Genomic DNA, 26,278 nt, shown 5'->3' on the forward strand with positions numbered 1-26,278 from the left:
AAAAAGTAAAATATCCGACGCTAAGGTTTTGTCGAGCGCCGTAGTGGCCTGTATCTGCCGGGTTTGATCTTGTTGGTGCGTGGCCAGGTGTAATCGCCGGTGAGGTTGATGTGTTCCCATCCCAGGGGTGAGAGGAACCGCAGCAGCTCAGGGTCCGTGGCGTTGCCCTCCTGATTCAAGGTGGCGATGGTGCGGTCAAGGTAGACCGTGTTCCAGAGAACGATGGCCGCGGTGAGAAGATTCAGCCCCGAGGCGCGGTAGCGCTGCTGCTCGAAGGATCGGTCGCGGATCTCTCCAAGACGGTTGAAGAAAACCGCCCGGGCCAGGGTGTTCCTGGCCTCGCCCTTGTTCAACCCGGCCGTGACCTTGCGGCGCAGGTCGGGATCTTGGAGCCAATCCAGCAGGAAGAGAGTTCGTTCCAGTTTGCCCAGTTCCCGCAGTGCGGTGGCGAGTCCGTTCTGGCGTGGATAGGCGCCGAGTTTGCGCATCATCAAGGAGGCGGTCACGGTGCCGGTCTTGATGGATGTCGCCAGGCGGAGGATTTCATCCCAGTGCGCGGTGATGGTCTGCGTGTTGATGGTGCCGCCGACCAACGGCGCCAACGTCGACAACACAGGATCATTGGTGGGTGTGTAGAGGCGGGTGTCGCCGATGTTGCGGATCCGGGGTGCGAACCGGTATCCAAGTAAGTGCATGAGGGCGAAGAGGTGGTCGGTGAACCCTGCGGTGTCGGTGTAATGCTCCTGAATGGTCAGGTCGGACTCGTGATACAGCAGCCCGTCCAAGACGTAGGTCGCGTCGCGGTCCCCGACATTGATGAGTTTGCTGTGGAAGGGCGAGTATTTGTCTGAGACGTGCGTGTAGATCATCCGTCCGGGTTCGGCACCGTATTTCGGGTTCACATGCCCGGTGGATTCGGCATGGCTGCCGGCGCGGAAGCGTTGCCCGTCCGAGGACGAGGTGGTGCCATCGCCCCAGTGTGCTGCGAACGAATGTGCGTGCTGGGTATTGACCAGCACGGCCAGGGCGGCGCTGTAGGTTTCATCTCGGATATGGGAAGCCTGCTGGCGGTCCAATTGGGCGTAGGTGACGCCGGTGCATGACTCGGACATCTTGGTCAGGCCGAGGTTGATTCCGTCGGCCAGGATTGCGGTGAGCAGGAGCTGCTTGTCCTTGGAAGGTTGGCCAGATTTGAGGTTGGTGAAGTGGCGGGTGAAGCCCGTCCAGCCATCGACTTCCATCAACAGGTCGGTGATTCGGATCCGCGGGAACATGGCGCTGGCCTGATCGATCAGGGGCTGCGCGTGTTGTGGCACGATCGTCTCGAGCGGGGTGATCTTCACGCCGCTGGCGGTGATCAGTACCCCGGCCAGTTCATCACGGGAAGCCAGAGCGTTGACTTGGTTCAGACGTTCACTGAGCAGGGCAAGACGGCCTTTGAGATACTCTTCGCCGCCATCGGTCGTGACCAGGGGCAGTTCCCCGGCACTCTTCATCAGCGTGTAGTCGGAGCCAGCCAGCAGATAGTCATCGAAGTCGCGGAACTGCCGGGAACCGGTGACCCACATGTCTCCGGACCGCAGCGCATTCTTGAGCTCCGCAAGGGCGCAAAACTCGTAGAATCCACGGTCGGTGCCGTTCTCGGCGAAAACCAGAGGCTTCCACCGGGACCGGATGAACGACGTGGGTGCATCTTCGGGGACCTTTCGGGCACCGGAGGTGTTCATGGTGCGGATGACCTTGATCGCGGCCAGTAGGTCTTGCGCGGCGGGGGCTGCCTGGAGGTCAAGGACGGCAAGAAATGCCGGGGTGTAGCGGCGCAGAGTGGTGAAGTGGGCGCTGACGAGGGCGAGGTGGTCTTCGAGTGCGGGCCGGGTCAGTTCCTTGGCTTGGGCAATGCTATCGATCAAGGGTTCCCAGCCGATGGCTGTGTCGATCGCAGCGAAGGGGTCCTCGCCGTTATCCTTGGCTGCGATCAGGGCATCGCCGAGCTTGGAGTGCAGGCGCATCATGGCTGCGACGGTGGCACGGGAGGCCAGGGTGTTCTGGTTTTGTTTGTTCCGGGCGGTGCGAATGATCCGGCCAATAATTCGGTCGTGCAGATCGATGATTTCGTCGGTGACCGTTGCCATGCTTTCCACAGACATCGCGAACAGGGTCGCGTACCGGCGCCCATGTTCAAACTTGGCCAGATCCGCCGCGGTCATCGAGGCACCCTCGCGAGCCAACTTCAGCAACCTGTTCCGATGCACCAGTTTGCCGGCGTCCCAGGGAAGGCAAAGCGCACGCCAGGCCGTGAGCCGGTCGATATGCTCATTCATCGCCCGTGCGTTGGGCCGCAGTGGTGCCTGCCGCAGCCAGCCGATTTCGGTCAGGGAACTATCGGTGCGGCGACGCAACAAACCATCCAGACGGCCTCGGTGCTCTGGGGAGAGTTGGTCGCCTAAGATGGCGTGGATTCGCCGGTTCGCCCGGGTCAGGGCCTGCGCGCAGGCCCTTTCGATGATCCCGACCCCGGGTGAGGCGATCTTCCTTGAGCGCAGGAAGTCCCGCGCGCCTTCGACCAAGACAATGCCCTTGTCTGTTTGCGCGGCAACCTCGCCCACGTGTTGCACGAGCTGGCGAAACTCCGCGATTCCGAACGCGGACATGCCCAGATACGCACGGATCTCTCTACCGTGTTCCTGCCGCGTTTCCCCACGTGTCCCATATTCGTCCCAGGCCTCGGCCGGGATGGCCAGGCGGGCCGCAAGCCATTCGATCATTTCAGTGGGTACTTCGGTGTCGTCGGTCAGTGCGATACCCGGGTGCCGAAGCAGACAGAGCTGGATGGCAAAGCCCAACCGGTTGGCATCTGCGCGGCGTTGGCGAATCAACGACATGTCCGCTTCGCTGAGTGTGTAGTGGGCAGCCAGGTCCTCGGTGCCGGTGGGGATTTCAAGGACTTGGCCGCGTTCGGCAGTCGTGAGCAGGGAACGCAGGGCCATGTCAGAAATCCTTGTTAGTTGGAAGGCCGCAATCTACGGACTTGTCCTGGTGCTGCTGCGGAGCACCATGCCCGCGAGTCATGGTTTGGTCAGGTGCCGGTAGATGGTGGGACGGCTGACGCCGAATTCCTGGGCGATGTGCTCGACGGTATGGGCACGTTTCCCGTCGGCATCCTTTTCCTCATACATTTCCCTTGCCAGCTTGACCTGGCGGGGACCGAGCTTTGGTTTCTGCCCACCGGTCCGTCCGCGTGCCCGGGCGGCGGCCAGCCCGTCGCGAGTTCGTTCGGACATCAGCGCGTGCTCGAACTCGGCGATCGAGCCGATGATCTGAAAAAACATCCGTCCGGCGGGTGAGGAGGTGTCGATGCCCTGATCCAGGACCACCAGGTCGACGCCGCGCTCCTGCAGCGTCTTGGACAGGTCTATGAGGTTTTCCAGCGACCGCCCGAGCCGGTCCAGCTTCGTGACAACGAGCTGATCGCCGGACCGGTTGGCCGAGAGCAGTGCCTTGTCGAGTTCGGGCCTGCGGGCGAGTTTCCCCGAGGCGGTGTCGAGGAACACCTGCTCGCACCCGGCCGCGCGCAGGGCATCGTGTTGGGCTTCGGGGTGCTGATCGCGTGTTGAGACACGCCCGTATCCGATTCGCATCACCAAAATGTATCACCAACCCGGTTGAGCGTTACATTGCCGCGTACACGGCAAGCGTTACAAAATTTGCCGCGGGAATCCGCGGGCCAAGAATCCGGAAGAAGAGTGTCTCGAGAACGATCGTTACTGGACGCGCATCTGCTTAGCGTCGGATATTCGAAGCAATCATAGGTTGCCCCTGATCAGACCAAGAATACGTAATTGGCTTCCTACTTCCTGTGGATTAGCCAAAAGAACCTTAGGCTGCCTTCGATCCGCTGCTTCACTCGCCATTTTGACAAACACCGATTAATTTTCGTGTTTTTTACAGTACCCTCATGCTAGGGTGGCCTAATATTTAATAGATCACACAGGTTTAGAAATGGGATAATGTGATGAGAAAAAGACTAAATCATGGGGTCTAATAGGCGTCACTGCGTTGATTGCTGGACTACTTGTGCCAACCACCGCTTATGCATCCAATGCTCCTGAGACAAGCGGGGGCGGGGTGAGTTATTCCGATCAGGCCACACTGAATATCTCAACTGGTGAATTGACATTGACCGGCGCCAGCCTTTCCGACGTTGAATTCGGACCGGCCCCTGTAGAGATCAAACCCTTTGCCACCGGTGCTGTGAAGACTGCAGGAAAATGCCAATACAAACATGGTGGCGATGATCCGCATGTAACGAGGGGTGAGGTGTCCTCTCACGGGTGGTGGGAGATCGTCGTTAACAATGGGTGCTCTGAAAAAGCAAAGGTCAAAACAAGGTTGCAAGCATGGGGGTGCGTGCTGGTCGTCGGATGCGGCTGGGTGACTGAGAAAACAAGCATCGCAACTTCAATCAAACCAGGAACCGCAAGGCGGGCCAACGTCCGCGTGGCCTGCGCATCGACCAAAATCGTGGGTTGGCGCAATCTGGTTGATGTTGACTTGGAATGGAAGGTAGACCCTGCCGGCTGGGATACCTTAGGCACGAGAAACCTTGCTTGCTCCCCAAGGTGATCGATATGGACTTTGACGACGTGACTTACATGCCATTCGGCTACGATGAACGACATCCGAAATGGCCTGCCGGGCCTATCGACTCAGCAGCCGTCATTACCGCAGTCGGCGCGTGGTGCGACACGGGGTCCAACCATCAGACTCGACCTGGACGGATGTACTTCCCCGTCGAAATCGATGAGTTTGTTGAAATGTCCGATGGGACACGCATTTCCATTCGGTGGGATCGCGGAATCACTGTAGCTTGGGATGCCGAAGGTGACAAAGATGTTGGTTTGTCACAGCAGGAATTGCTTAGTCACCTCGAAGGGGGACTACTCCCGGACGAGGGAGAAACCGAAGACGTCGGAGCGCTACGCTCGTGGCACGAATATTCGCTACTACTCCGTGCTCTCGGAGTTTCTGTAAACGCCGAGCAGCTCCGACAGCTCCCCTATCTCACTGAATACTCTCCAGAACTATCGAGACTCTTGAATTCGCCCTAGTACCGGCAATGATGGCAGGAAATTGATGGTCAGAGATGGTCGCAAATCATCTCTGACCATCAACTCCCATCCATGCAGAATGGATTCGACAGTGTCCGGTGAAGTGGTGGAACTTCCTTAACACCTTCTCGACCGCACCATCACCACCTTGAATCAGGAGGGCAACGCCACTGACCCTGACCTGCTGCGGTTCCTCGCACCCCTGGGATGTGAACACATCAACTTCACCCGCGACTACTCCTTGCCACGCACCAACAAGATCAAACCAGGCAAATACAGACCACTACGGCGCTCGAGAAGACCTTAGCGTCGGATATTCCCCTTTTTCACAAGCCACCCCTGGTTAGCCCAGGCCGAGCTGCACGAACACGAACCACACGAGGAGCGGCACCACGGCGATCATCGCAATGGCCCACACCAGCAGCGCCCGGAAGAACATCCGCTCGTCCTTGGGCTGTGCGCTGGCCATGAGCAGCGCACCGCTGGTGGACATCGGGCTCACGTCAACCACCGAGGAGCTGATGGCGATGGCCGTAACCACACCAATCGGGGTGAGGAGCGGATCCATGGCGATCGGCTCGACCACTGGGCTGATGACACCTAGGGTGCCCGTGGTGGAGGCGAATGCAGAGACGATGGCCACCACGTAGCTGGTGATCAGGGCGGCAAGGGAGCTGTTGCCGAGCCCGGCGATGCCTGCCTCCAGTTCCTTCAGAGCACCCATCTCTTCCAGCATGCCCACGTAGGTGACGATGCCGGTGACCAGGATGATGGCGGACCATGGCATGCTTTCCACTGCCGGTTTCTGGACGCCCGAATCCAGGACGATCAGCACGGTGGCAATGACCAGTGAAGCGACGCCGACGTCCATGCCCAGGACGGTGGTCAGTACCAGCAGGGCGCCGATGCCCACCAGGGTGAGGATGCGCATGGGGGTTGCGGCCACTTTTTCGGGGCCGGTCCTGGTGGTGGTTCCTGCCGTCACGGAAGTGTGCGCGGGGGCGGTGAGCACGCTGGTACCCGGGCCCGACGGAACCGACACGCTGCTTTCGGCGGGAGCGGCAGCGCCGCCGTCGTGCGTGGCGCCATCGGCCTGATCTGCTGAATGGCGTGCGTCCGCCTTGGCGGCGCGGCGCTTCATGATCGCCTGGATCAGGACGTAGGCGATGGCGCCCAGGATGGCGTTGAAGACGAAGCAGTAAGCGTAGAGCTTGAAGGATCCGTCCGAGGCGCCGGCGCCGTCCAGCATCTTGTTGGCCAGTACGCCGAAGGGGTTGACCGGGGAGAATGCGCCGGCGTTGGCGCCTTGGACGATGACCAGGCCCATAGCCAGGGTGCTGATGCCGAACCGCATGCCCAGCGCCAGGCCCACCGGGGCAACGATCGCGATGGCGGCGGGGGTGAACGCGCCGGCCGAAGCCAGAGCGGCCGTCAGCAGGAACATCAGGATGGGGACCAGGATTTTCCGGTCACCGGCGAGCCGTTCGGCCCAGTAGGCCAGCAGGTCGATGGTCCCGTTGATCCGCACAATGGCGAAGAGGAGGGTCGCGCCGACCAGAATGAAGAACAGTCCGGCAGGGAACTGGCCGATGACGTCCTTGATGGGCATGCCTACCAGGAGAGTTCCGACTCCGAACGCGGCGACGGTGGCGAGCAGGCCGGCGTTGATCTTGGTGAAGGAACCGATGGCGAAAGCCGCCACCAGGACAAGGAACGCGATGATTGACAGGGACATGGTGCCGGCCGCCTAGCCGTTCGCGGGGGAGAGGACACCGGCGCCGGACAGCAGGCTGCCAGCACCGGTGATGGCCGGCTGGTGACCGAGCGCCTTGAGGATCTCGTACGTGGTGGCGGTGGCCGCGGTGATGACCGGCAGTCCGAGCTCGTCCTCCACTGTCTGGACGGCAGCGAGAGAGGGCATCTGGACGCAGGCGGAAAGTACGACGGCGTCTGCGCCTTCGCGCTTCAGGCTGCGGGCAAGCGCGGGCAGGTTCTGCGGGTCCAGGCAACCGACCTCGAGGTTGTCGGCCACCTCGAGGCTAATGGCGTCCAGCACTGTGATGCCGGATCCTTCGATGTAGTCCACCACCATCTGGGTAAGCGGCTTCATGTAGGGGGTGATCATGGCCACCTTACGTGCCCCGATTTCCTGCAGAGTGCGTACCAGGGCGCCGGCGCTGCTGGTGACCGGGGCAGGGTGCCCGTTGCCGGCGGCGGCCTCTGCGATGACTTTCTCCGAACCGACATGGGCTTCGGGGCCCTGAGCCATGACGGCAACCAGGCACGCGTAGGCGATGACGTCCACGTCGGCGTCGGAGACTGCCTCGGCACAGCCCGCTGCCTTGCCCACCATGGCCAGCAGCTCTTCCCGGGTGACCTTCTTCATGCCCGCGCGGGCGGAGTGGAACGTGTATTTGTGGCCGGTTGCTTCGCTCTGGCGGCGGAACAGCTCCGGCAGTTCGGTCTCCATGGTGGTGTTGGAGCTGGGAACGATCAGTCCCACCCGGGAGGAGCCGGGGCGCTTGGGTTCCGGAGCGGTTTCGCAGGTGATTTCGGGGATGCTCATGGTTTCTCCACGTCGTTGTGCTGGGGCTTTAGGGGATGCGACCCACAAGGTGGGTTCTGTTCCCATGATGTGGGTCACGCCGGTAGGATGTCAAATAGATCACGTTCTCAAGGTCCGCTTCCGGCTCACTAAGCTGGAGGCTGCTTGCGGAAAGTAGTTGAAGGGACATACAAACAGTGGCGACGGAACCAGGCGCTGGGGCCTCACCCCTGCTGGTCCTGCACAAGGTGGCGGAAATCCTGGACTGTTTCTCGGTCCAAGACCCGGAGCCGACGCTGCAGCAGATCATCCGGAAGACGGGCCTGCCGTCCAGCACCTGCCAGCGGCTGGTGCAGAACATGCTGCGGGAGGGCTTCCTGGACCGCGACGGCGACCGGTACCGGATCGGCATCGGGCTGGTGCGCTGGGCTACCCCCGGGACGTTCGGGCTGGACGTGGTCCGGTTGGTGAAACCGGTTTTGCAGCAGTTGCGCGATGAGACCGGTGAAACGGCCTGCCTGTATGTCCGCGATGGGGCGTTCCGCACCATCATTGCCGTGGCCGAGACGCGCCACGTGGTGATGCGGCCGTTCATGGTGGGCATGGTGATGCCGCTACATGCCGGAGCGCCCGGCAAGATTTTTCTCGCGTTCGACCCCGAGGCGTGGGAGGCCCTGGATGAGCCCGGCCTCGACAGTTTTACCCCCGGCACGCCGGCCACCTTGAAGCTGCTCCGGAAGCAGGCGGCCGTTGCCCGGGAGCAGGGGTTCTATGCCGCTTTCGGCGAACGGAACGAGGACGTGGGTTCCATCAGCGCGCCCGTGTTCGACCATGAAGGCCGGCTCGCCTGCGCCATCGGCCTAGGATTTCCCACCCAGCGGATCGGACCTGCTGACGTCGAACGGCTGGGACCCGTGGTGGCCCGAGCAGGCCTGGAAGCCAGCCGTGCTCTCGGGTATGACGGCATCCATATGGAACCGCAGCCAGAGCCACAAGGGACGCAATCCCGCATTCACGCACACGACACATCGAAAACCTAAATACGGCCTCAACCCTTCTATTCGGCCTTCTGCCACCGGTTGACGACTAACGCCAGTACATAAAACTCAAGGCTACCCGTGGCCGGCGGTGGTTTGAATGGCAAGGGGAGCGAACAGCAAACCTGCTGGATCGACTCCTTGACCTAGCAATGGAGGGCTCTTGAGCGCCGCGGCCCCCGCCGACAGCTTATGAGGCGGGGTTCCGCCTGAATGTTTTGATGTGGCCAGCAGGGCGAGCGTGGAGGGGGTTACTGCAAAGCGCAGGGGCTCTGCTGAGCAGAAGATAGATCTGGACAGCGGGAAGGTGATGTGTTTCACTGAGACCACGGATCTGACACAAGGACGAGGGAGAACCGAATGAGTTTTGAACAAATAGGCCGTCGCGGATTCATCAAGATTACGGCCGCTGCTGGTGGGACTTTATTTCTCGGAGGGTTGACGGCCTGCAGCCAGGACGGGGCCGGCAGCGGTGGGGGTAAGGCGGGATATTCGGGTGACGTAGCAATTACCGGTCTAGCCAGTCTTATCCACTCCGCCCCCTTCTTCATTGCTCAGTCTGAGGGTTATTACGAGGAGGAAGGGCTGACCCTCGAGCATATTCAGTTCCCCGGCGGGCTTGACACAGTTCGAGGGATCGAGTCGGGGATTGGTTTCGGTACGTCGTCCACTATTCCGGTCTTCATCGCGGCCGAGAAGGGTATGGACGTAAGAATCTTCGGTAACGTCTATACGGCGGCTTCTGTCGACTTCATTGCGTTGCCGGGTTCTCCAATCACTTCCATTGAGGACGTGAGGGGCAAAAAAGTAGCAGTGAGCACACCCGGATCGAACTCCTCGTATTTTGCAGACCGCACGCTGCGAGCGGCCGGCATAATTCCCGGTAAGGACGTGGAGCTTATTAGCGTCGGCTCAGCGAGCGATTCCTGGACTGCCGTCTCCCAGAATGTCGTTGACGTGGCGTGGACGGCGTCGCCGCTCTCTGAGAAAATCGCGTCGGAAAGCGGAGCAAAGGTGATCTGGCGTTCCCGCGACTATGTAAAGGATTGGTCGGACACTTGTCTCGTGGCTACCGGATCGTTCATCGATGAAAATACTGATGCGCTGAAGGGTTGGGGCCGGGCTCTCAAGAAGGCGATGGACCTGATCACGAACGACCTGGAAAAGGCCGCCGAGGTCTACGGAAAGGCTATCGGTTACAAGCCCGAGGTTGCACTCGAGGCGCTTAAGAACTCGCAGAATTTCTACAGCCTGGACTTTACTGATGCCCAGTTGGCCGCTGTGGTCGCCGCCGGTAAAGAACAGGGTCAGATCACGAAAGAACCTGACATGGATGCCATCGTTATGAGGAACTTCCTTTCATGAGCCAAATATTTCCGATCGATACAGTGGGGCACGACAGTGACGTCGTTTTCGACAATATTGGGATGACTTTCGGTACCAATACGGGAGTTACCCAGGCCGTCGCTAATGTTTCGGGAGTCATACCGGAGGGGAAGTTTGTTTCCGTCATCGGGCCCAGTGGCTGCGGGAAAAGCACGTTGCTTGACATGGTCGGAGGCCTGCTCAAGCCCACCAAGGGCACGGTCAGTATCAACGGTGAGACTGTGACAGGTCCCCGGCGGGACACTGCGATGGTGTTTCAAGAGGACTCCACCCTGCACTGGCGCACGGTACTGGACAATGTCGCTTTCGGCCTTGAGGTCAAAGGCGTCCCGAAAGCTGAGCGGTACGAGAGTGCACGCCGAATGATTGAACTCGTTGGGCTCAGCGGTTTTGAGGACCACCGGCCGGGCCAGCTTTCCGGTGGAATGAAGCAGCGTGTTGCTATTGCCCGGGCTTTGGCAATGGAGCCGCGCGTCCTTCTTATGGATGAGCCCTTCGGCGCTCTGGACCAGCAGACCAGGCAATTCATCGGCCGGGAATTGCTGCGCATCTGGGAGAAAACACGCAATCGCGTGCTGTTCATCACCCACGATATCCAGGAAGCCGTTTACCTCTCCGATGAGGTCTGGGTCATGTCAGCAAGGCCCTCCGTCGTCAAGGAAGTGGTAACCATCGATCTTCCGCGGCCACGACCAGAAGGAACACACACGCTGCCCAGGTTCCGTGAATTGGAAGACCATCTGTGGGAGCTGGTGAAGGTTGAGGCTGAGAAGACGCTGGGACCAGGGGCGCGGTTGGCGTGAACGTTAAGGAAAAGCCCCCGGCTGTGCAGGAGAAGCAAAAAGCAGCTCTCGTACCGCGTGCATCGCTAGTGCGCTGGGCGATTATTGTGGCGATTGTGGCCGTTCTTGAAGTCACCACCAGAACAGGCATGGTGAGCCAGTCGCTGATGGTGCCACCATCAGAAATCCTGATTCGACTGGCCGAGATCGTCCCCACGGACAGGTTTGGCCAGGATGTTGCCCGGACTCTGACTACGATCCTGGTGTCGTTCACCATCGGACTTGTGCTGGGAGTCCCGCTTGGGGTCTTCCTATGGCGGGTACCGGCTGCGGGGCGCATCCTTGAGCCATTTATCGTGACCGGCTATGCAATGCCCACTTTGTTGTTTTACCCGGTTCTTCTGGCCGTGATGGGACTCAATGCGGGACCAATTATTGTTATAGCTGCGTCGATGTCCCTGATTCCAATTGCGCTGACCACGATGGTTGCTTTGAATGCAATCAAGCCGATTCTTCATAAGCTCGCAAATTCTGTCAGCGCCTCCCCGCGGCAGTATTACTTGAAGGTTCTTTTTCCGGCGGCGACGCCACTGATTTTTCCGGGCGTGAAACTCGGATTTATCTACGCCGTGATCGGCACCGTTGCCATGGAGTTTATCCTCGCATCCCAAGGAGTTGGTTTCCGGGCCGGCTTCTACTACCGGGAACTTAATACCGCTGACATGTGGGCCTATATCGCTGTCGTCATCGTCCTGAGTGTGTTGGTGAACAGCGTGCTTACCTGGCTGGAGAAACGCATTAGAAGGGACATGCTGTGAGTACCGATCTAACGATTCCCTCGGGAATTATCACTCAGCAAAGCGCGGACAGAGCCAGGGTCATCCGAGACAACGTATGGCGCGTGGCCGTGTTGGTAGCTTTGGTGCTCCTCTGGGCGTTGCTGTCTACCATGAGTGACCTCGTCGCTTCACCCACTGACTCGCTTAACGCGCTGGTGGAACGTTTCGCCGACGGCTCCATCTACCGGCACCTCAACGCCACTCTGCAGGCAGTGGCTATCGGGTTCCTTATTGCCGCTGCCATAGGCTTTCCGTTGGGCTACGCCATCGGGCGGAGCAAGTTTCTCGGTGCTGTATTCGACCCCCTCGTCGCAGGCGCCTTCGCCATCCCGCGCGTAATCTTCTTTCCCATTCTTCTGCAGATTTTTGGAGTAGGCGTCGGAGCACAGTCTGCAATGGCGGCACTGGCTGCGGTATTTCCCATCATGGTCTCGACAACCGCAGGCGTCCGTGCCATCAACCCGCTTCTGCCTAAGCTGGCACGCTCGCTTAGCCTGTCCCCGCTGCAGACCGTGACCAAGATATACATTCCGGCCATGGCACCCTCGCTCATGGTGGGCATCCGTATCGGCTTCAGCATCGCGTTCATCAACGTGATCATCGCGGAATTCTTCGCTGCTCGCGCCGGACTTGGACTCTTGGCGCTGCGCGCCTACGGCATGCTGGACCTGCCGACAATGTACGGCATCATCGTGCTCCTCGCTGCAATCGCCCTGGCCGGGAACCTGGTGCTGTGGGCAGTCGAACGACGGTTGGGCAACAAGCTTTAGCCCTTCGCCCAGGGGGCCTGTACGCCCGCACATGCGGGTGTCTGACAACTGAACGGTCTAAGAAAGAGGAAAGCATGTCCGCGACTGCCGCCCGAGAGGAATACCAAAAGTTAAGGTCCGAGTTCAAAGAAAAAGGACTGGGCGGGAGGATCGGCTTCGGAAGCCGGCCGGCGCTTTTGGTGATTGACATGATCCGCGGATTCACGGATTCGAGGTCCCCATTGGCCGGGGATCTCGACGAACAGCTTGAAGCGACTCAGGAACTTCTCGCCAGGGCTCGGGCCGCGACCGTCCCGGTGATCTTTTCGACCGTTGCTTACGATGCAGACCTGCAGGAAGCCGGCAAGTGGATTCAAAAAATTCCGTCCAATAGCTGGCTGATTGAAGGAAGCGAATGGGTGGAGCTTGACGATAGGCTCGACCGTCAAAGCAATGAGATGCTGCTCGTGAAGAAGTACGCATCCTGCTTTTTTGGTACTGACCTTGCCGCGCGACTTGTGTCCAGGGGTATCGATACGTTGCTCATTGTTGGCTGTACCACCAGCGGATGCGTCCGGGCCACGGCTGTGGATTCCTGTTCCTATGGATTCCACACCGTTGTGGTCGAAGAGGGGGTCGGTGACCGAGCCGAACTGCCGCACCTCGCCAGCCTTTTCGACATCGATAACAAATACGGCGATGTTGTTGGCCTGGACGAGGCAAACACCTATCTCGAACATGTGCGCGGTTAGGAACAAGGCGCCAAAGAGGCCGGCATGCCAGCGCCCTAACCGCACACGGACGCAATAGCGGCATGCCCAACGAAGACCAGATCCTGGGATCGTCAAGGACTGACAGAATCCTGAGCATTATCGCAACGGTATTGTTCTCGTTCGCTCTGGGAACCTCGGCAGTGATCGTGCCGATACTGGCGATCGCTGCAGGGTACGGCACGGTCGAGGTCGGAATGATTGTTGCACTGGCGGCTGTTTCGCAGTTGGTGACGCGCGTATTTCTGGGCGCGCTGATGCGCAGGGTTCCAGATAAAACGCTCCTTGCGTATGCGGCGCTCATGATCGCGGTCTCCTGCGCCCTTATCGCGGTGTCGCATGCGCTGGCGGTTTTCGCTGTGTCACAGCTGGTCCAGGGTTCGGCTCGCGCCTTGTTCTGGACCAGCAGCCAGACGCACGCTGTCCGCACGTCTAGCTCGTCCGTTAAGGGATTGACTGATGTCAATCTCGCCGCGGGGTTGGGAGCGCTGATGGGGCCTGCACTTGCCGGTTATCTATGGGAAGTTTCTGCCCCGCTGCCGCTGATAGTGGCGTCAGTGGCAGGAGCGGCGGCCGTCATTCCTGTAGTCCTTCTAAAAAAACTTCCGATATTTGCTCCGGACCATTCCAACGATGGAATTTTCGCTGGAGGGCTTTGGCGGCGACCGGGGGTTGATGCCGCCTGCTGGATGAACGCTGGAGCGGGTGCCTGGAAGAGTCTCCTGGACTCCTACGTTCCCATCGTGCTTTCCTTCGCCGGACAATCGGTCACTGTCATCGGCATCTTGGTGTCCCTAGCCAACTCGGCCGTTCTGGCCGGAAGTCTGTGCGGAAGCTGGCTGCGCAAACGTGGAAACAGAATCTCCCTTCTCACCGGCCTCCTGGCCGCCGGGGTTGGTTTAGCTGCGGCGGGGCCACTGGCCGGCGTGGCAGTTGCCGCCGCCGTCGCCCTTACTGTATCTGGCGTTGGTGCTGGGATCCTCCAAACGGTCGGGCCAGCGTTAGCTGCCGATGAAGTCCATCCCGAAGATCGCGGGGATGCACTTGCGCTGACCGGCACCGTGCGGGCGGCGGCGCTCTTTCTTACACCGTGCGTGATGGCTCTGCTGGTCAGCGTGATCCCGGTTGCCGCAGCGCTGGTCACGGCCGGTGTCCTCATCACCCTTCCGGCAGCGAGGGGTAACCCCAGAAAAGATCTCCCCAAGCAATCCCGGCCACCGCAATCCGCTCCGGGCAGGCCACGCCAACAAGATCAGCTGGAAGCTCCACAGAAAGAGGTATCCGATGAGAACTGAACCGATTGATACGACTGCTTCGGAGACTCCCCGGCTGAGGTTGCTGCATGGGCACTCCATCCCACGCTTAGGCCTGGGTACCTGGCCGATGCTGGAGGACGAGTGCGAAGCTGCGGTACGTGTCGCAGTGCAGAGCGGCTACCGGCTGGTTGACACAGCGTTCCAGTACAGGAACGAAGAAGCGGTCGGCCGCGGGATCTGCACTGCGGGCGTCCCACGGTCCGAGTTGTTCATATCCAGCAAGTTCAACAAGGAGTCCCACAGCATCGATGGAGTGCAGCGGGCCTACGACGAGAGCCTGCGAAAACTCGGCCTCGACCATTTGGACATGTTTATGTGCCACTGGCCCGTGCCTGCCCTGGGCAAGTACGTGGACGCGTGGAAGGGACTCGTGAAGTTATTGGAGGAAGGCCGCGTGAAAGCCATCGGTGTTTCAAACTTCAAACCTTTCCACTTGAAAGAAATCATCGATGCAACCGGAGTGGTTCCGGACGTGAACCAAATACAACTGAGTCCCGATATTGCGCGGACAGAGCCGCGCGCCGTTCACCGGCTATTGGGAACTGTCACTGAAGCCTGGAGTCCTATCGGTCGGTCCTCCGGCCTGCGGGCGCACCCCATCATCATCGAGATCGCTCAGCGCCTGAATAAGTCACCAGCCCAGATCCTGCTGCGATGGCATGTCCAACAGGACATTGTGCCCATCCCGCAGGCGTCAGACCCGCTCTGGCTCACCGAAAACCTGTCCGTGTTCGATTTCTCGCTCAGCGCCGACGAGATGGCCTCGATTCGGCAATTGGACAAGGGCGAGGGAGCCGCACGCGACTCTGATCTGCCTGAAAACGGCCATTGATTCCGACGATGCTTCTTCACGGAATCGACAGGGGTTGACGAACCTCACATTTTGCGTCATCCTCTTGATTACAGAATCCTTCTCTGCAACACAGAGAAACATGCGGGCCCAACGAAGGAGACCTCTCATGACAGACCAGACCAGCGTTATCCAGGACGTGCAGCGCGGCATGATTCCTGCACACATTTACAACGATAAGGAAATCTTCGAGCTCGAAAAGGAGCGCCTCTTCGGACGGAGTTGGCTCTTCGTTGCCCACGAGTCCGAGGTGCCCGAAGCCGGCGACTACGTAGTGCGCCGTGTACTCGAGGACTCATTCATCATTTCCCGAGACGAAAAGGGCGAGATCCGTGCTCTTTTCAACATGTGCCTCCACCGGGGAATGCAGGTCTGCCGGGCCGAGATGGGAAACGCCTCGCATTTCCGCTGCCCCTACCACGGCTGGTCCTACCGCAACGATGGGCGCATCGTGGGTCTGCCGTTCCACAAAGAAGCCTACGGCGGGGAAGAGGGCTTCAAGAAAAAAGGGCAGACCCTGCTGCCCGCCCCGTCCTTGGGCACTTACAACGGGCTGATTTTCATCAGCCTTGACCCTGACGCGGAACCCCTTGAGGAATTCCTGGGCGACTTCAAGTTCTACATGGATTACTACACCAAGCAAAGCGCTGACGGCATCGAACTCCGGGGCCCTCAGCGGTGGCGGGTCAAAGCGAACTGGAAGATCGGCGCCGAAAACTTCGCCGGCGACATGTACCACACTCCCCAAACGCACACGTCAGTTGTTGAAATCGGTCTCTTCCGCGAACCCAAGGCTGAGAAGCGCAAGGATGGAACAACCTACTGGGCCGGCAACGGCGGCGGTACCACCTACAAGCTTCCCGAGGGCACCTTGGAGGAACGGCTTCGCTATGTCGGCTACCCCGACGACATGATCGCGCGGATGAAGGAGCAATGGAGCCAGGAGCAGCTCGATGTAGTCGGCAAGGACGGATTCATGGTCTCGGCCGCATCGGTCTTCCCAAACATGAGCTTCGTCCACAACTGGCCCCGCGTAGAAGAAGACTCCGACGAAGTCCTGCCGTTTATCTCCATCCGCCAATGGCAGCCCATCAGCGAAGACGAGACCGAGATCGTTTCGTGGTTTGCCGTGGACAAGAACGCCTCTGAGGAGTTCAAGGCCCTTTCGTACAAGGCATATCTCATGTGCTTTGGCAGCGGCGGCATGTTTGAACAAGACGACGTTGAAAACTGGGTCTCATTGACCAGCACGGCGGGCGGCCCTATGGCCCGCCGCCTCCTGCTCAACAGCCGGATGGGCATGCTGGAAAACGGGCAGAACGTCGTAGAACCCCTGACCTCAGATGAGTATTCAGGACCAGGTTCCACGCGGGTCGGCTACAGCGAATACAACCAGCGTGAACTCCTGCTGCGGTGGGCTGATCACCTCGAACGACCGATGGAGAAAGCGGCCCAGCTGCACGTCGGAACCGATCCTATTCAGGCACCCGCGGCTGCCGAGGCGGATCCTTCACGGGCCGCCGTCGGGAACACTGCCATCCCGGCCGATCAGATCCTCACAAAGGAGGCCTAGGCCATGAGCGTTGAAACCGATCGCAACGGCAAGACCCTTTCGGAGCAGTCTGTTCTCGGTGGCCATGCCCCACGCACCCAGAGGATAGGGGAATCCCTCCCGTTCGATGATGCACTCCACCTTCAGGCGCACCGGTGGCTGGTTGACGAAGCCTACCTCCTGGACGCCCAGGACTATGACGCATGGATGGCACGGATTGCTGAAGACGTGCATTATCTTATGCCCGTCCGGGTGACGACCGCCCTGGGTGCCGGTTACAGCACGTCCCCCGGTATGGCCCATCTTGATGAAAACAGGTACTCGCTCAGCCGGCGGGTGGCCCGGTTTGCCACAGAGCATGCCTGGACCGAAGACCCTCCTTCACGGTTGCGCCACTACATCACGAACGTTCGGACGTTCCGCACAGATAACCCGAACGAAATCATCGTTGATTCGGCGGTGCTGCTCTTCCGCAGCAGGGGCGATGTACGGGAGGCCGCTACGGTGTCCGCCGGACGTGAGGACCTTCTGCGCCGCACCGGTACCGGATGGGAACTGGCGCGTCGGACCATCATGGTGGATGAGTCGGTTATCCGCATGCAGAATCTGGCCATATTCCTATGAAAATTGGTTGGGAAGGCGAGGAAGAAGACCGCCTTGCCGCCATTCGCGCGGCAGAGGAACGCGTCCGGCTGGAAGCGCATGCCACTGGCGCTCCGATCGTGATTGCCAATGAGTTTGCCGAGGTGCACATCACAAGGGTGGAGACCCGCAATGGCTCCCGGCTGATGATCAAATCCCCGCGCTCCGCGCAGTGGGTTTCTTTGTGCCCGCTGGAACTCGAGGCGCTGACATGGCAGGCGCCGGCAACGTTTTCGGCCATGATCGGAAATCCATTCGGTCCGCTCATCGCCGAGGATGAACGACCGCCCCAATTAAAAAAGAACAGCAACACTTAGGCCAAGGAGTTTGAGCATGCCAGTCGTAAAAGCAGACCTAGCAGCCTGCCAGGGGTACGCCAACTGCGTTGTCGGGGCGACCGACTATTTTGATCTGGATGACGACGGGATCGTAGTCCTCCTCAAGACCGAAGTACCCGAGGCTGACCGAGCCCGGGTCGTGGAGGCAGCCCGCAGCTGCCCCGTTTCCGCCCTGATAGTGGAGGACTAATTGAATACAGTAACTGTCATCGTGGGCTCCTCCATCGGGGGCGTGCGGACGGCACAGTCCCTACGCCTGGAGGGATACGAAGGACGTATCGTTCTCGTCGGTGAAGAAACGGAACTGCCCTACGACAAGCCGCCGTTGTCTAAAACTGTCCTGGCAGGTACAGCAACTGAAGCCTCCATCTGCCTACTGGACCGCGGCCAAGCCCAAGAATTAGGAATAGAGCTGCAACTTGGACGTGCAGCAACCGGGATCGACATCGCAGGAAACATGCTGAATCTGCAAGGTCAGGAAGCTCTGCACTTCGACAACCTGGTCATAGCCACAGGCGCCTCCGCCCGCCCATCGCCGTGGGGGCAGCGGCCTGGCATCCATGTTCTTCGCACTCTCGACGACGGCCGGAGCCTCCGTGCGGACCTCGCTAAGGGCGGACATCTGGCCGTTGTCGGCGCAGGTTTCATCGGCGCCGAAGCCGCGGCGACAGCGCGGGCGCTTGGTCTGGAAGTGACAGTTATTGACCCACTCCCGATCCCTATGAGCCGCATCTTCAACGCGGAAGTCGGACAGTGGTTCGGAGACCTTCACAGTAGCAATGGCGTGAAGACGATCTTTGGTACCGGAGTCGAGGCCATCGACGGCGAACAGGGCTCTTTCACCCTGCGGCTTACCAACGGTCAGAACCTGGAGGCCGCTACAATTCTGGTCGGCATTGGCGCCGTTCCCAACGACGCCTGGCTCGGTTCTTCGGGTCTGCTCGTGGACAACGGTCTGGTGCTCGACGAATACTGCCGCACCGTGGACGCCCCGCATGTCTATGGCGTCGGCGACGTTGCACGATGGCGGCACCAAAAACATGGCGAAGATATCCGAATCGAGCACTGGACAAACGCCGTCGAGCAGGCCGCGTGCGTAGCTTACAACATCACGCATCCAGAGATTCCCCGCGCCTACACTCCCGTCGAATACGTCTGGAGTGATCAACACGATTGGAAGATCCAGGTGGTCGGCCGGGTAGGCGGAAACGCTGAACACGTTATCATCGGGCATCCGGAAGTTCACGGACGCTTCGCCGCTCTCTATACGGTCGACGGTATCAACTTGAGCGGTGCCGCCATCGTCAACTGGCCTAAGGCGCTTCTGGCCTGCCGCCGTGGGATGGGTACGGGAGTCACAGTCCAGGAACTGCGGGAAAAACTCGAACCTATGCTGAACCCCCAGCCCCTGACGGCATCATGATGGACCAGAGTCGGCCACCCCTGACACATGCAGGGGAGAGGGAAGCGATTGCTTTGGCATGCCGTGTGCTGGCACACCGTGGCCTGGCAGACGGCATCCTCGGCCATATCAGCCTTCGAATCGGCGAGAATAAATTGCTCGTCCGCTGTAGGGGTTCCCAGGAGCGGGGATTGGCATTCACCGAAGCCGACGACATCCGCTTGGTGGACCTTGACGGCAATCCCGCTGCTGAAGGCGAACTGGAAGAGGGCTACACCGTACCCAACGAGCTTCCCCTCCACACCGAGCTGTTACGACAGCGCCCAGACATCAACGCGGTCGTCCACGCGCACCCGCCACGGGTTGTCGCAGCTGACCTCGCCGGGCTTGGCGTCCGCCCGATCGTCGGGGCCTTCGACATTCCCGGCACCCGCCTAGCAGCAGGCGGGGTACCCGTGTATCCCCGAGGGGTGCTGGTCAGGAACCGCCAGTTGGCGACGGAAATGCTCCACGCTATGGGTGACCGCCCTGTGGTGCTGCTCCGCGGACACGGGCTGACCAGCGCCGCGGAGACAGTAGAGCAAGCAGTGCTTCAGGCAATCAGCGTGGATATTCTGGCAGGATTGTCGCTTCAGGTCACGGCAGCGGGGGGAACGCTCAAAGACCTTCCCGACTCGGACATGGCGGAACTGCCAGACCTCGGCGGGTCGTTCAACACGCAAACGGCATGGAGACACGAACTGGTTCGGATGAACGCTGCGTGGTGAAGCTAGCCGACAGGAGAATACAGACACCCCCACCCATGCTGGGTACGATATCAGGCATGCAATCTACAGATACGGACGCCGCGTCCAAGTACGGTCCGCCGCCACAGTACCCCATCGAATCTGTTGACAATGCATTGCGACTGCTCCTCCTATTCGAAACCCAGCCCAGCATCCGGTTAACAGATGCGAGCAACTATCTCGGTGTCGCATCGTCGACAGCGCACAGGCTTATGGGTATGTTGCTTTACCGAGGCTTCGTGCGGCAAAACCCTGTTACTCGCGCCTATGAGCCAGGCCAGGCGCTCAGCTCCATCGCCTTCGCCATCAGACGTCAGGTGGACATAAGAACCCTCGCTCGTCCTGTGCTCGAACAGCTGTTCCAACAAACCGGGGAAACGGTCCACTTCGCCAGGCTCGAGAGGACAGACGCCCAATTCCTTGATGCCATTGAAAGCTCAAGGGCAGTTCGAGTGGGTTCCCGCCAGGGCATCACGTTGCCCGCAAACTGCACGGCTACAGGAAAAGCGATGCTGAGCCGACTCACCCAGGAGCAGCTATGGGCCTTGTACCCTAACCAGGAACTCCCCGGCTTAACGGGAAATTCAATAACGTCACGGGCCAACCTTGAAGCCGAACTTGACAAAATCCGGCGCATGGGATATGCCACAAGCGAAGAAGAAAGCGAAGACGGCGTAACCTCCGTTGCCGTATCGATCACGGGGCCAAGCGGCACGCTTTACGGAATTAATGTGTCGGTACCGGCCCACCGGATGTCGGACAAGTTGCGCGCCGAACTTGGGGGAATGATCCGCGTCGCCGCTGAAAATTTGCAAGGCCTGCTGCTTTAGACGATATGAAGTGTGATGCAGTACTGCCCGTCCGGGGCCGGGACATTATCGCCGCGCGGTCCCGGCAGCGCCGGCGGACGGGATCCGCTCCCTACTGGAGGGGGCGGCGCTGCGGGGACCTGATTCCCGGCGGTGATGTCCTTTATCCGGACGGGCAGTGAGCGACAGGGGACCTGGGTCGAGGGCCGGGGCCACCGGTGTCACAGAGTTCGTGGGTTGCCATTGGCGGCTCCCTTGGCCTGTCGGCTCGTCGGGAGTGCAATGGTAGTGCCACATGTGAGGTTTGGGAGGTCCCGGCTATGTTTGAGCATACTTTCATTGGTCTGGATGTTCACGCGGTCAACGTCGTTGGCCATGCACTGAACCCGGACACCGGTGAAGTCAGCGGCCACACGATGGCCTCAGACCCTGCGACGGTGTTGGAGTGGGTTCGCCGCTATCAGCCGCCGGTCACGGTCGTCTACGAGTCCGGCCCGACCGGGTTCGTTCTGGCCCGGTACCTGCGGGCCGCGGGCATCGATTGCGTGGTTGCAGCGTCCTCGAAACTGTTGCGGGCTCCGGGGGACCGGATTAAGACTGACCGGCGGGACGCCCGTGTGCTGGCTGAGATGCTTGCGGTCGGCTCAGTTACCGAGGTACGGGTCCCGGACCCGGATGAGGAAGCGTTGCGGGATCTGTCCCGGCTGCGTTCGGGCACGGCCAAGGATCTCGCGCACGCCCGCCAGCACGTGAACGCGATCCTGCTGCGCCACGGCATCCGCTACCCCAAAGACACCAGATGGACGAAGGAACACACCCTGTGGCTGCACCGCCAACACTTTGACGAACCGGCGCTGCAGTTCACCTATCAGGCTGATGTCGAGCAGGCCGAACTTCTTGCCGGGCATTTGGCGCGGATCGACAAACAGGTGACCGTCACGGCCGCGGCCTGCCGCTACGGCCCGGTGATTGAGGCGTTGATGTGTCTGCGGGGCATCCAGGTCACAACCGGCTTCGGGCTGGCCGTGGAGATCGGGGACTGGACCCGCTTCACCGGCTCGTCCATCGGCTCCTATCTCGGGCTGGTCCCCAGCGAGAACTCCTCCGGCCAATCCCGTCACCAGGGCCCGATCACCAAGGCCGGGAATACCTACGCCCGCAAACTCCTCATCGAAGCCGCGTGGCAGCACCGGCGACCCTACGCCCGGCCCGGGGAACGGCTGCTGCGCCAGCTCGATCTTGTCGATCCGGCCACCCGGATCCGTGCCCTGGAAGGAAACCACCGGCTCCACCAAGTGGGAACACTTCGATGAACGCCACAAAATGTCAGTCAAGGCCAACACCGCGATCGCCCGCGAGCTCGCCGGCTGGTGTTGGTCCCTGGCCGCCCCGCTCCAACAAGGAGGACGGATGAACGCGGCCTGACCCTGGACGTGCCCCCGGACGTGGTGGAAGTGCGATGGGCCAGCAGTGGAGCTAACTCGAGAGCCAGCTATGAGCAGGCGGGTCATACCCCCGCCGACGCTCGATTTTAGACACCGATATGCTCCAGCCGAACAGATCGTCATGCGGTAACCAACCCGCGAATGTCAGCCTGACACTGCAGTCGAGAAAGGACTCGCCACCACCGGTCACCACGACCGGCCGGCACACGATGAGCGGCCCCCGGAACAAAAAGCCAGGAGCCGCTCATCCATGCCTATTGACAATCAGACCTACATATCAGCTGGCTGCAACCCACAATGCGGTCGGTCCCGCTTATTACTCCAGTAACCCATTGATCTTAAATCCTCCGCCAAGGTGACCCTGATGCCTTGCCCCTGAGATGCTAGAGATGTCGCAGGGCGGACGTAGTTGGTTGCTGTAAACGTGAGCCATCAGCGGCGCACCGCGAAGGGATCCCTTTCTCGTTGTCGGCCCCCGGCATCAGTGGCCCCAGCCGCGGCCGGGGTGAACTGAGCGCGACACTTCACTCCAAAGAAACCAATATCATCGACTCTCACTGACATTTCTGATTACGGTCAGTCAGCTTGGAGAAACGAATGTAGGAACTGCGGCAGGCTTCAGTCGCTATACCTTTCTACAGGGACGAGAAGGGGAATCTTCGCTTGGTACTGATGTCAAGGGCCATGAAAAGGTGCCCACGGACGGCCAGCAAAAAATCCCACTGATGGCCATCATTTCTGCCCAAGGGCGGCCGGCTGCCTGCCCGCATGGTTGACGGCAGCCGGCCACTCCTGGATCTACCTGGACAAGGGTGCCACCCCCTGCCCGCCCAGCGCCTGGGTCAGCCGCACCGACTCCCCGGTCGTCTGGCAGACGTGGGCGTGGTGCAGCAACCGGTCCACCGTCGCGGTGGCCAGGGTCTTGGGCATCAGCTCGTCGAAGCCCGCAGGGTGCAAATTCGAGGAAACCGCCACGGAGCGCTTTTCGTAGGCGGCATCCACCACGCGGTAGAGCCCCTCGGCGGCGTCCACGGAAACCGGCAGCAGCCCGATGTCATCGACGACCACGAGCTCGGCACGCAGCACCCGGGCCACGGCCCGGTTCACGGTGTCGTCGGTGCGGTGCGAGCGGATCAGCGCCCCGAGCTGCTCGAGCGTGAACCAGGCAACGCGCAGCCCCGCCTCCACGGCCTGCTGGCCCAGCGCCTCCAGGAAGAAGGTCTTCCCCGTGCCCGAGGGCCCGCAAACCACCAGGTTTTCCTTGCGGTGGACCCATTCCAGGGTGCGCAGCGCCTGCTGCGTCGGGGCCGGGATCGAGGACAGCGACTCGTCCCAGATATCGAAGGTCTTGCCCGTGGGGAAGCCGGCGTCCTTGCGCCGGGTGGCGAGCATGGACCGGGCCCGGCCGGCAGTTTCCTCGGCCAGCAGCGCCTTGATGACCTCGGCCGGTTCCCAGCGCTGGGACCGGGCGGTGGCGAGCAGTTCCGGTGCCAGGGCGCGGGCGTGGGGCATCTTCAGCTGCCGCATCAGCGCCTCCAGGGGTGGCTTGTGAAAAAGGGGAATATCCGACGCTAAGGTCTTCTCGAGCGCCGTAGTGGTCTGTATTTGCCTGGTTTGATCTTGTTGGTGCGTGGCAAGGAGTAGTCGCGGGTGAAGTTGATGTGTTCACATCCCAGGGGTGCGAGGAACCGCAGCAGGTCAGGGTCAGTGGCGTTGCCCTCCTGATTCAAGGTGGTGATGGTGCGGTCGAGAAGGTGTTAAGGAAGTTCCACCACTTCACCGGACACTGTCGAATCCATTCTGCATGGATGGGAGTTGATGGTCAGAGATGATTTGCGACCATCTCTGACCATCAATTTCCTGCCATCATTGCCGGTACTAGGGCGAATTCAAGAGTCTCGATAGTTCTGGAGAGTATTCAGTGAGATAGGGGAGCTGTCGGAGCTGCTCGGCGTTTACAGAAACTCCGAGAGCACGGAGTAGTAGCGAATATTCGTGCCACGAGCGTAGCGCTCCGACGTCTTCGGTTTCTCCCTCGTCCGGGAGTAGTCCCCCTTCGAGGTGACTAAGCAATTCCTGCTGTGACAAACCAACATCTTTGTCACCTTCGGCATCCCAAGCTACAGTGATTCCGCGATCCCACCGAATGGAAATGCGTGTCCCATCGGACATTTCAACAAACTCATCGATTTCGACGGGGAAGTACATCCGTCCAGGTCGAGTCTGATGGTTGGACCCCGTGTCGCACCACGCGCCGACTGCGGTAATGACGGCTGCTGAGTCGATAGGCCCGGCAGGCCATTTCGGATGTCGTTCATCGTAGCCGAATGGCATGTAAGTCACGTCGTCAAAGTCCATATCGATCACCTTGGGGAGCAAGCAAGGTTTCTCGTGCCTAAGGTATCCCAGCCGGCAGGGTCTACCTTCCATTCCAAGTCAACATCAACCAGATTGCGCCAACCCACGATTTTGGTCGATGCGCAGGCCACGCGGACGTTGGCCCGCCTTGCGGTTCCTGGTTTGATTGAAGTTGCGATGCTTGTTTTCTCAGTCACCCAGCCGCATCCGACGACCAGCACGCACCCCCATGCTTGCAACCTTGTTTTGACCTTTGCTTTTTCAGAGCACCCATTGTTAACGACGATCTCCCACCACCCGTGAGAGGACACCTCACCCCTCGTTACATGCGGATCATCGCCACCATGTTTGTATTGGCATTTTCCTGCAGTCTTCACAGCACCGGTGGCAAAGGGTTTGATCTCTACAGGGGCCGGTCCGAATTCAACGTCGGAAAGGCTGGCGCCGGTCAATGTCAATTCACCAGTTGAGATATTCAGTGTGGCCTGATCGGAATAACTCACCCCGCCCCCGCTTGTCTCAGGAGCATTGGATGCATAAGCGGTGGTTGGCACAAGTAGTCCAGCAATCAACGCAGTGACGCCTATTAGACCCCATGATTTAGTCTTTTTCTCATCACATTATCCCATTTCTAAACCTGTGTGATCTATTAAATATTAGGCCACCCTAGCATGAGGGTACTGTAAAAAACACGAAAATTAATCGGTGTTTGTCAAAATGGCGAGTGAAGCAGCGGATCGAAGGCAGCCTAAGGTTCTTTTGGCTAATCCACAGGAAGTAGGAAGCCAATTACGTATTCTTGGTCTGATCAGGGGCAACCTATGATTGCTTCGAATATCCGACGCTAAGCAGATGCGCGTCCAGTAACGATCGTTCTCGAGACACTCTTCTTCCGGATTCTTGGCCCGCGGATTCCCGCGGCAAATTTTGTAACGCTTGCCGTGTACGCGGCAATGTAACGCTCAACCGGGTTGGTGATACATTTTGGTGATGCGAATCGGATACGGGCGTGTCTCAACACGCGATCAGCACCCCGAAGCCCAACACGATGCCCTGCGCGCGGCCGGGTGCGAGCAGGTGTTCCTCGACACCGCCTCGGGGAAACTCGCCCGCAGGCCCGAACTCGACAAGGCACTGCTCTCGGCCAACCGGTCCGGCGATCAGCTCGTTGTCACGAAGCTGGACCGGCTCGGGCGGTCGCTGGAAAACCTCATAGACCTGTCCAAGACGCTGCAGGAGCGCGGCGTCGACCTGGTGGTCCTGGATCAGGGCATCGACACCTCCTCACCCGCCGGACGGATGTTTTTTCAGATCATCGGCTCGATCGCCGAGTTCGAGCACGCGCTGATGTCCGAACGAACTCGCGACGGGCTGGCCGCCGCCCGGGCACGCGGACGGACCGGTGGGCAGAAACCAAAGCTCGGTCCCCGCCAGGTCAAGCTGGCAAGGGAAATGTATGAGGAAAAGGATGCCGACGGGAAACGTGCCCATACCGTCGAGCACATCGCCCAGGAATTCGGCGTCAGCCGTCCCACCATCTACCGGCACCTGACCAAACCATGACT

Annotated in this window: 26 protein-coding genes and 2 pseudogenes; 20 read left to right on the forward strand and 8 right to left on the reverse strand. The window is 60.1% G+C overall.

The features are described 5' to 3' along the window. Nucleotides 1-20: 20 nt before the first annotated feature. Together AC0QSG_RS14635 and AC0QSG_RS14640 are read right to left on the reverse strand one after the other, a co-directional pair. Nucleotides 21-2,987: a Tn3 family transposase gene (locus AC0QSG_RS14635; RefSeq protein WP_475375939.1), complete on the reverse strand. Its 2,967-nt coding sequence runs from the start codon at nt 2,985-2,987 to the stop codon at nt 21-23. Between the two features lie 78 nt (nt 2,988-3,065). Further along, nucleotides 3,066-3,638 carry a recombinase family protein gene (locus AC0QSG_RS14640; RefSeq protein WP_271395996.1) on the reverse strand — a complete coding sequence of 191 codons (573 nt, stop codon included), beginning with the start codon at nt 3,636-3,638 and terminating at the stop codon, nt 3,066-3,068. A gap of 487 nt (nt 3,639-4,125) precedes the next feature. Between AC0QSG_RS14640 and AC0QSG_RS14645 the strand changes: the two genes are divergently transcribed. The 3 genes and pseudogenes from AC0QSG_RS14645 to AC0QSG_RS14655 all read left to right on the forward strand — a co-directional run. After that, nucleotides 4,126-4,623 carry a hypothetical protein gene (locus AC0QSG_RS14645; RefSeq protein WP_475375940.1) on the forward strand — a complete coding sequence of 166 codons (498 nt, stop codon included), beginning with the start codon at nt 4,126-4,128 and terminating at the stop codon, nt 4,621-4,623. A 5-nt stretch (nt 4,624-4,628) separates the two neighbouring features. Then, a complete protein-coding gene (locus tag AC0QSG_RS14650; RefSeq protein WP_475375941.1) occupies nt 4,629-5,108 on the forward strand; it encodes a hypothetical protein in 480 nt (159 codons plus the stop codon). Nucleotides 5,109-5,235: 127 nt separating this feature from the next. Then, nucleotides 5,236-5,415: pseudogene (locus AC0QSG_RS14655) on the forward strand (hypothetical protein); the annotation flags it as partial. A 36-nt stretch (nt 5,416-5,451) separates the two neighbouring features. Here AC0QSG_RS14655 and AC0QSG_RS14660 read toward each other — a convergent pair. Further along, nucleotides 5,452-6,843 carry an SLC13 family permease gene (locus AC0QSG_RS14660; RefSeq protein WP_475375942.1) on the reverse strand — a complete coding sequence of 464 codons (1,392 nt, stop codon included), beginning with the start codon at nt 6,841-6,843 and terminating at the stop codon, nt 5,452-5,454. A gap of 12 nt (nt 6,844-6,855) precedes the next feature. Continuing rightward, nucleotides 6,856-7,674 (reverse strand): maleate cis-trans isomerase family protein, encoded by an 819-nt coding sequence (locus tag AC0QSG_RS14665; RefSeq protein WP_475375943.1) that lies wholly within the window; start codon nt 7,672-7,674, stop codon nt 6,856-6,858. Nucleotides 7,675-7,850: 176 nt separating this feature from the next. Between AC0QSG_RS14665 and AC0QSG_RS14670 the strand changes: the two genes are divergently transcribed. The 16 genes from AC0QSG_RS14670 (at nt 7,851) to AC0QSG_RS14745 (ending at nt 22,223) form a co-directional block, all read left to right on the forward strand. Then, nucleotides 7,851-8,693 carry an IclR family transcriptional regulator gene (locus AC0QSG_RS14670; protein ID WP_475375944.1) on the forward strand — a complete coding sequence of 281 codons (843 nt, stop codon included), beginning with the start codon at nt 7,851-7,853 and terminating at the stop codon, nt 8,691-8,693. 357 nt (nt 8,694-9,050) lie between these two features. After that, nucleotides 9,051-10,055, forward strand: coding sequence for an ABC transporter substrate-binding protein (locus tag AC0QSG_RS14675; protein ID WP_475375945.1), 1,005 nt, complete (start codon nt 9,051-9,053; stop codon nt 10,053-10,055). Further along, complete coding sequence (locus AC0QSG_RS14680; protein ID WP_015062003.1) at nt 10,052-10,879, forward strand: ABC transporter ATP-binding protein; 828 nt, start codon at nt 10,052-10,054, stop codon at nt 10,877-10,879. Before AC0QSG_RS14675 ends, AC0QSG_RS14680 begins: the two co-directional genes overlap by 4 nt. Before the next feature lie 23 nt (nt 10,880-10,902). Then, entirely contained in the window at nt 10,903-11,676 is a 774-nt protein-coding gene (locus AC0QSG_RS14685; protein ID WP_015062002.1) for an ABC transporter permease, read from the forward strand. Next, nucleotides 11,673-12,467, forward strand: a complete 795-nt coding sequence (locus AC0QSG_RS14690; protein WP_475375946.1) for an ABC transporter permease — start codon at nt 11,673-11,675, stop codon at nt 12,465-12,467. The genes AC0QSG_RS14685 and AC0QSG_RS14690 overlap by 4 nt, the downstream gene beginning before the upstream one ends. A gap of 74 nt (nt 12,468-12,541) precedes the next feature. Continuing rightward, complete coding sequence (locus AC0QSG_RS14695; RefSeq protein ID WP_475375947.1) at nt 12,542-13,198, forward strand: N-carbamoylsarcosine amidohydrolase; 657 nt, start codon at nt 12,542-12,544, stop codon at nt 13,196-13,198. Between the two features lie 62 nt (nt 13,199-13,260). Further along, nucleotides 13,261-14,511, forward strand: coding sequence for an MFS transporter (locus AC0QSG_RS14700; protein ID WP_475375948.1), 1,251 nt, complete (start codon nt 13,261-13,263; stop codon nt 14,509-14,511). After that, a complete protein-coding gene (locus AC0QSG_RS14705; RefSeq protein WP_475375949.1) occupies nt 14,501-15,364 on the forward strand; it encodes an aldo/keto reductase in 864 nt (287 codons plus the stop codon). The genes AC0QSG_RS14700 and AC0QSG_RS14705 overlap by 11 nt, the downstream gene beginning before the upstream one ends. A gap of 127 nt (nt 15,365-15,491) precedes the next feature. Next, on the forward strand, nt 15,492-16,955 hold the full coding sequence (locus tag AC0QSG_RS14710) for a Rieske 2Fe-2S domain-containing protein (protein WP_475375950.1): 1,464 nt from the start codon (nt 15,492-15,494) through the stop codon (nt 16,953-16,955). Between the two features lie 3 nt (nt 16,956-16,958). Further along, nucleotides 16,959-17,558, forward strand: coding sequence for a 3-phenylpropionate/cinnamic acid dioxygenase subunit beta (locus tag AC0QSG_RS14715; RefSeq protein WP_013603012.1), 600 nt, complete (start codon nt 16,959-16,961; stop codon nt 17,556-17,558). Then, nucleotides 17,555-17,893 carry a hypothetical protein gene (locus AC0QSG_RS14720; protein ID WP_475375951.1) on the forward strand — a complete coding sequence of 113 codons (339 nt, stop codon included), beginning with the start codon at nt 17,555-17,557 and terminating at the stop codon, nt 17,891-17,893. Before AC0QSG_RS14715 ends, AC0QSG_RS14720 begins: the two co-directional genes overlap by 4 nt. A gap of 16 nt (nt 17,894-17,909) precedes the next feature. Beyond that, nucleotides 17,910-18,104: a ferredoxin gene (locus AC0QSG_RS14725; protein WP_013603014.1), complete on the forward strand. Its 195-nt coding sequence runs from the start codon at nt 17,910-17,912 to the stop codon at nt 18,102-18,104. Beyond that, complete coding sequence (locus AC0QSG_RS14730; protein ID WP_475375952.1) at nt 18,105-19,337, forward strand: NAD(P)/FAD-dependent oxidoreductase; 1,233 nt, start codon at nt 18,105-18,107, stop codon at nt 19,335-19,337. Next, a complete protein-coding gene (phtC, locus tag AC0QSG_RS14735; protein WP_475377325.1) occupies nt 19,337-20,083 on the forward strand; it encodes a 3,4-dihydroxyphthalate decarboxylase in 747 nt (248 codons plus the stop codon). Before AC0QSG_RS14730 ends, phtC begins: the two co-directional genes overlap by 1 nt. 56 nt (nt 20,084-20,139) lie before the next feature. After that, entirely contained in the window at nt 20,140-20,931 is a 792-nt protein-coding gene (locus AC0QSG_RS14740) for an IclR family transcriptional regulator (protein WP_475375953.1), read from the forward strand. Nucleotides 20,932-21,128: 197 nt separating this feature from the next. Next, entirely contained in the window at nt 21,129-22,223 is a 1,095-nt protein-coding gene (locus AC0QSG_RS14745; RefSeq protein ID WP_475375954.1) for an IS110 family RNA-guided transposase, read from the forward strand. 930 nt (nt 22,224-23,153) lie between these two features. Here AC0QSG_RS14745 and istB read toward each other — a convergent pair. From istB to AC0QSG_RS14765, 4 genes and pseudogenes are all read right to left on the reverse strand, one after another. Then, nucleotides 23,154-23,882, reverse strand: coding sequence for an IS21-like element helper ATPase IstB (istB, locus tag AC0QSG_RS14750; protein WP_475375955.1), 729 nt, complete (start codon nt 23,880-23,882; stop codon nt 23,154-23,156). A gap of 44 nt (nt 23,883-23,926) precedes the next feature. Next, nucleotides 23,927-24,106: pseudogene (locus AC0QSG_RS14755) on the reverse strand (hypothetical protein); the annotation flags it as partial. A gap of 127 nt (nt 24,107-24,233) precedes the next feature. Further along, a complete protein-coding gene (locus AC0QSG_RS14760) occupies nt 24,234-24,713 on the reverse strand; it encodes a hypothetical protein (protein ID WP_475375941.1) in 480 nt (159 codons plus the stop codon). 5 nt (nt 24,714-24,718) lie between these two features. Beyond that, nucleotides 24,719-25,216 (reverse strand): hypothetical protein, encoded by a 498-nt coding sequence (locus AC0QSG_RS14765; RefSeq protein ID WP_475375940.1) that lies wholly within the window; start codon nt 25,214-25,216, stop codon nt 24,719-24,721. A gap of 487 nt (nt 25,217-25,703) precedes the next feature. On the opposite strand from AC0QSG_RS14765, the gene AC0QSG_RS14770 reads away from it, so the two are divergent. Beyond that, nucleotides 25,704-26,276 carry a recombinase family protein gene (locus AC0QSG_RS14770; RefSeq protein WP_271395996.1) on the forward strand — a complete coding sequence of 191 codons (573 nt, stop codon included), beginning with the start codon at nt 25,704-25,706 and terminating at the stop codon, nt 26,274-26,276. The last annotated feature ends 2 nt before the right edge of the window (nt 26,277-26,278 follow it).

Source organism: Arthrobacter sp. LT660 (genome assembly GCF_056172845.1).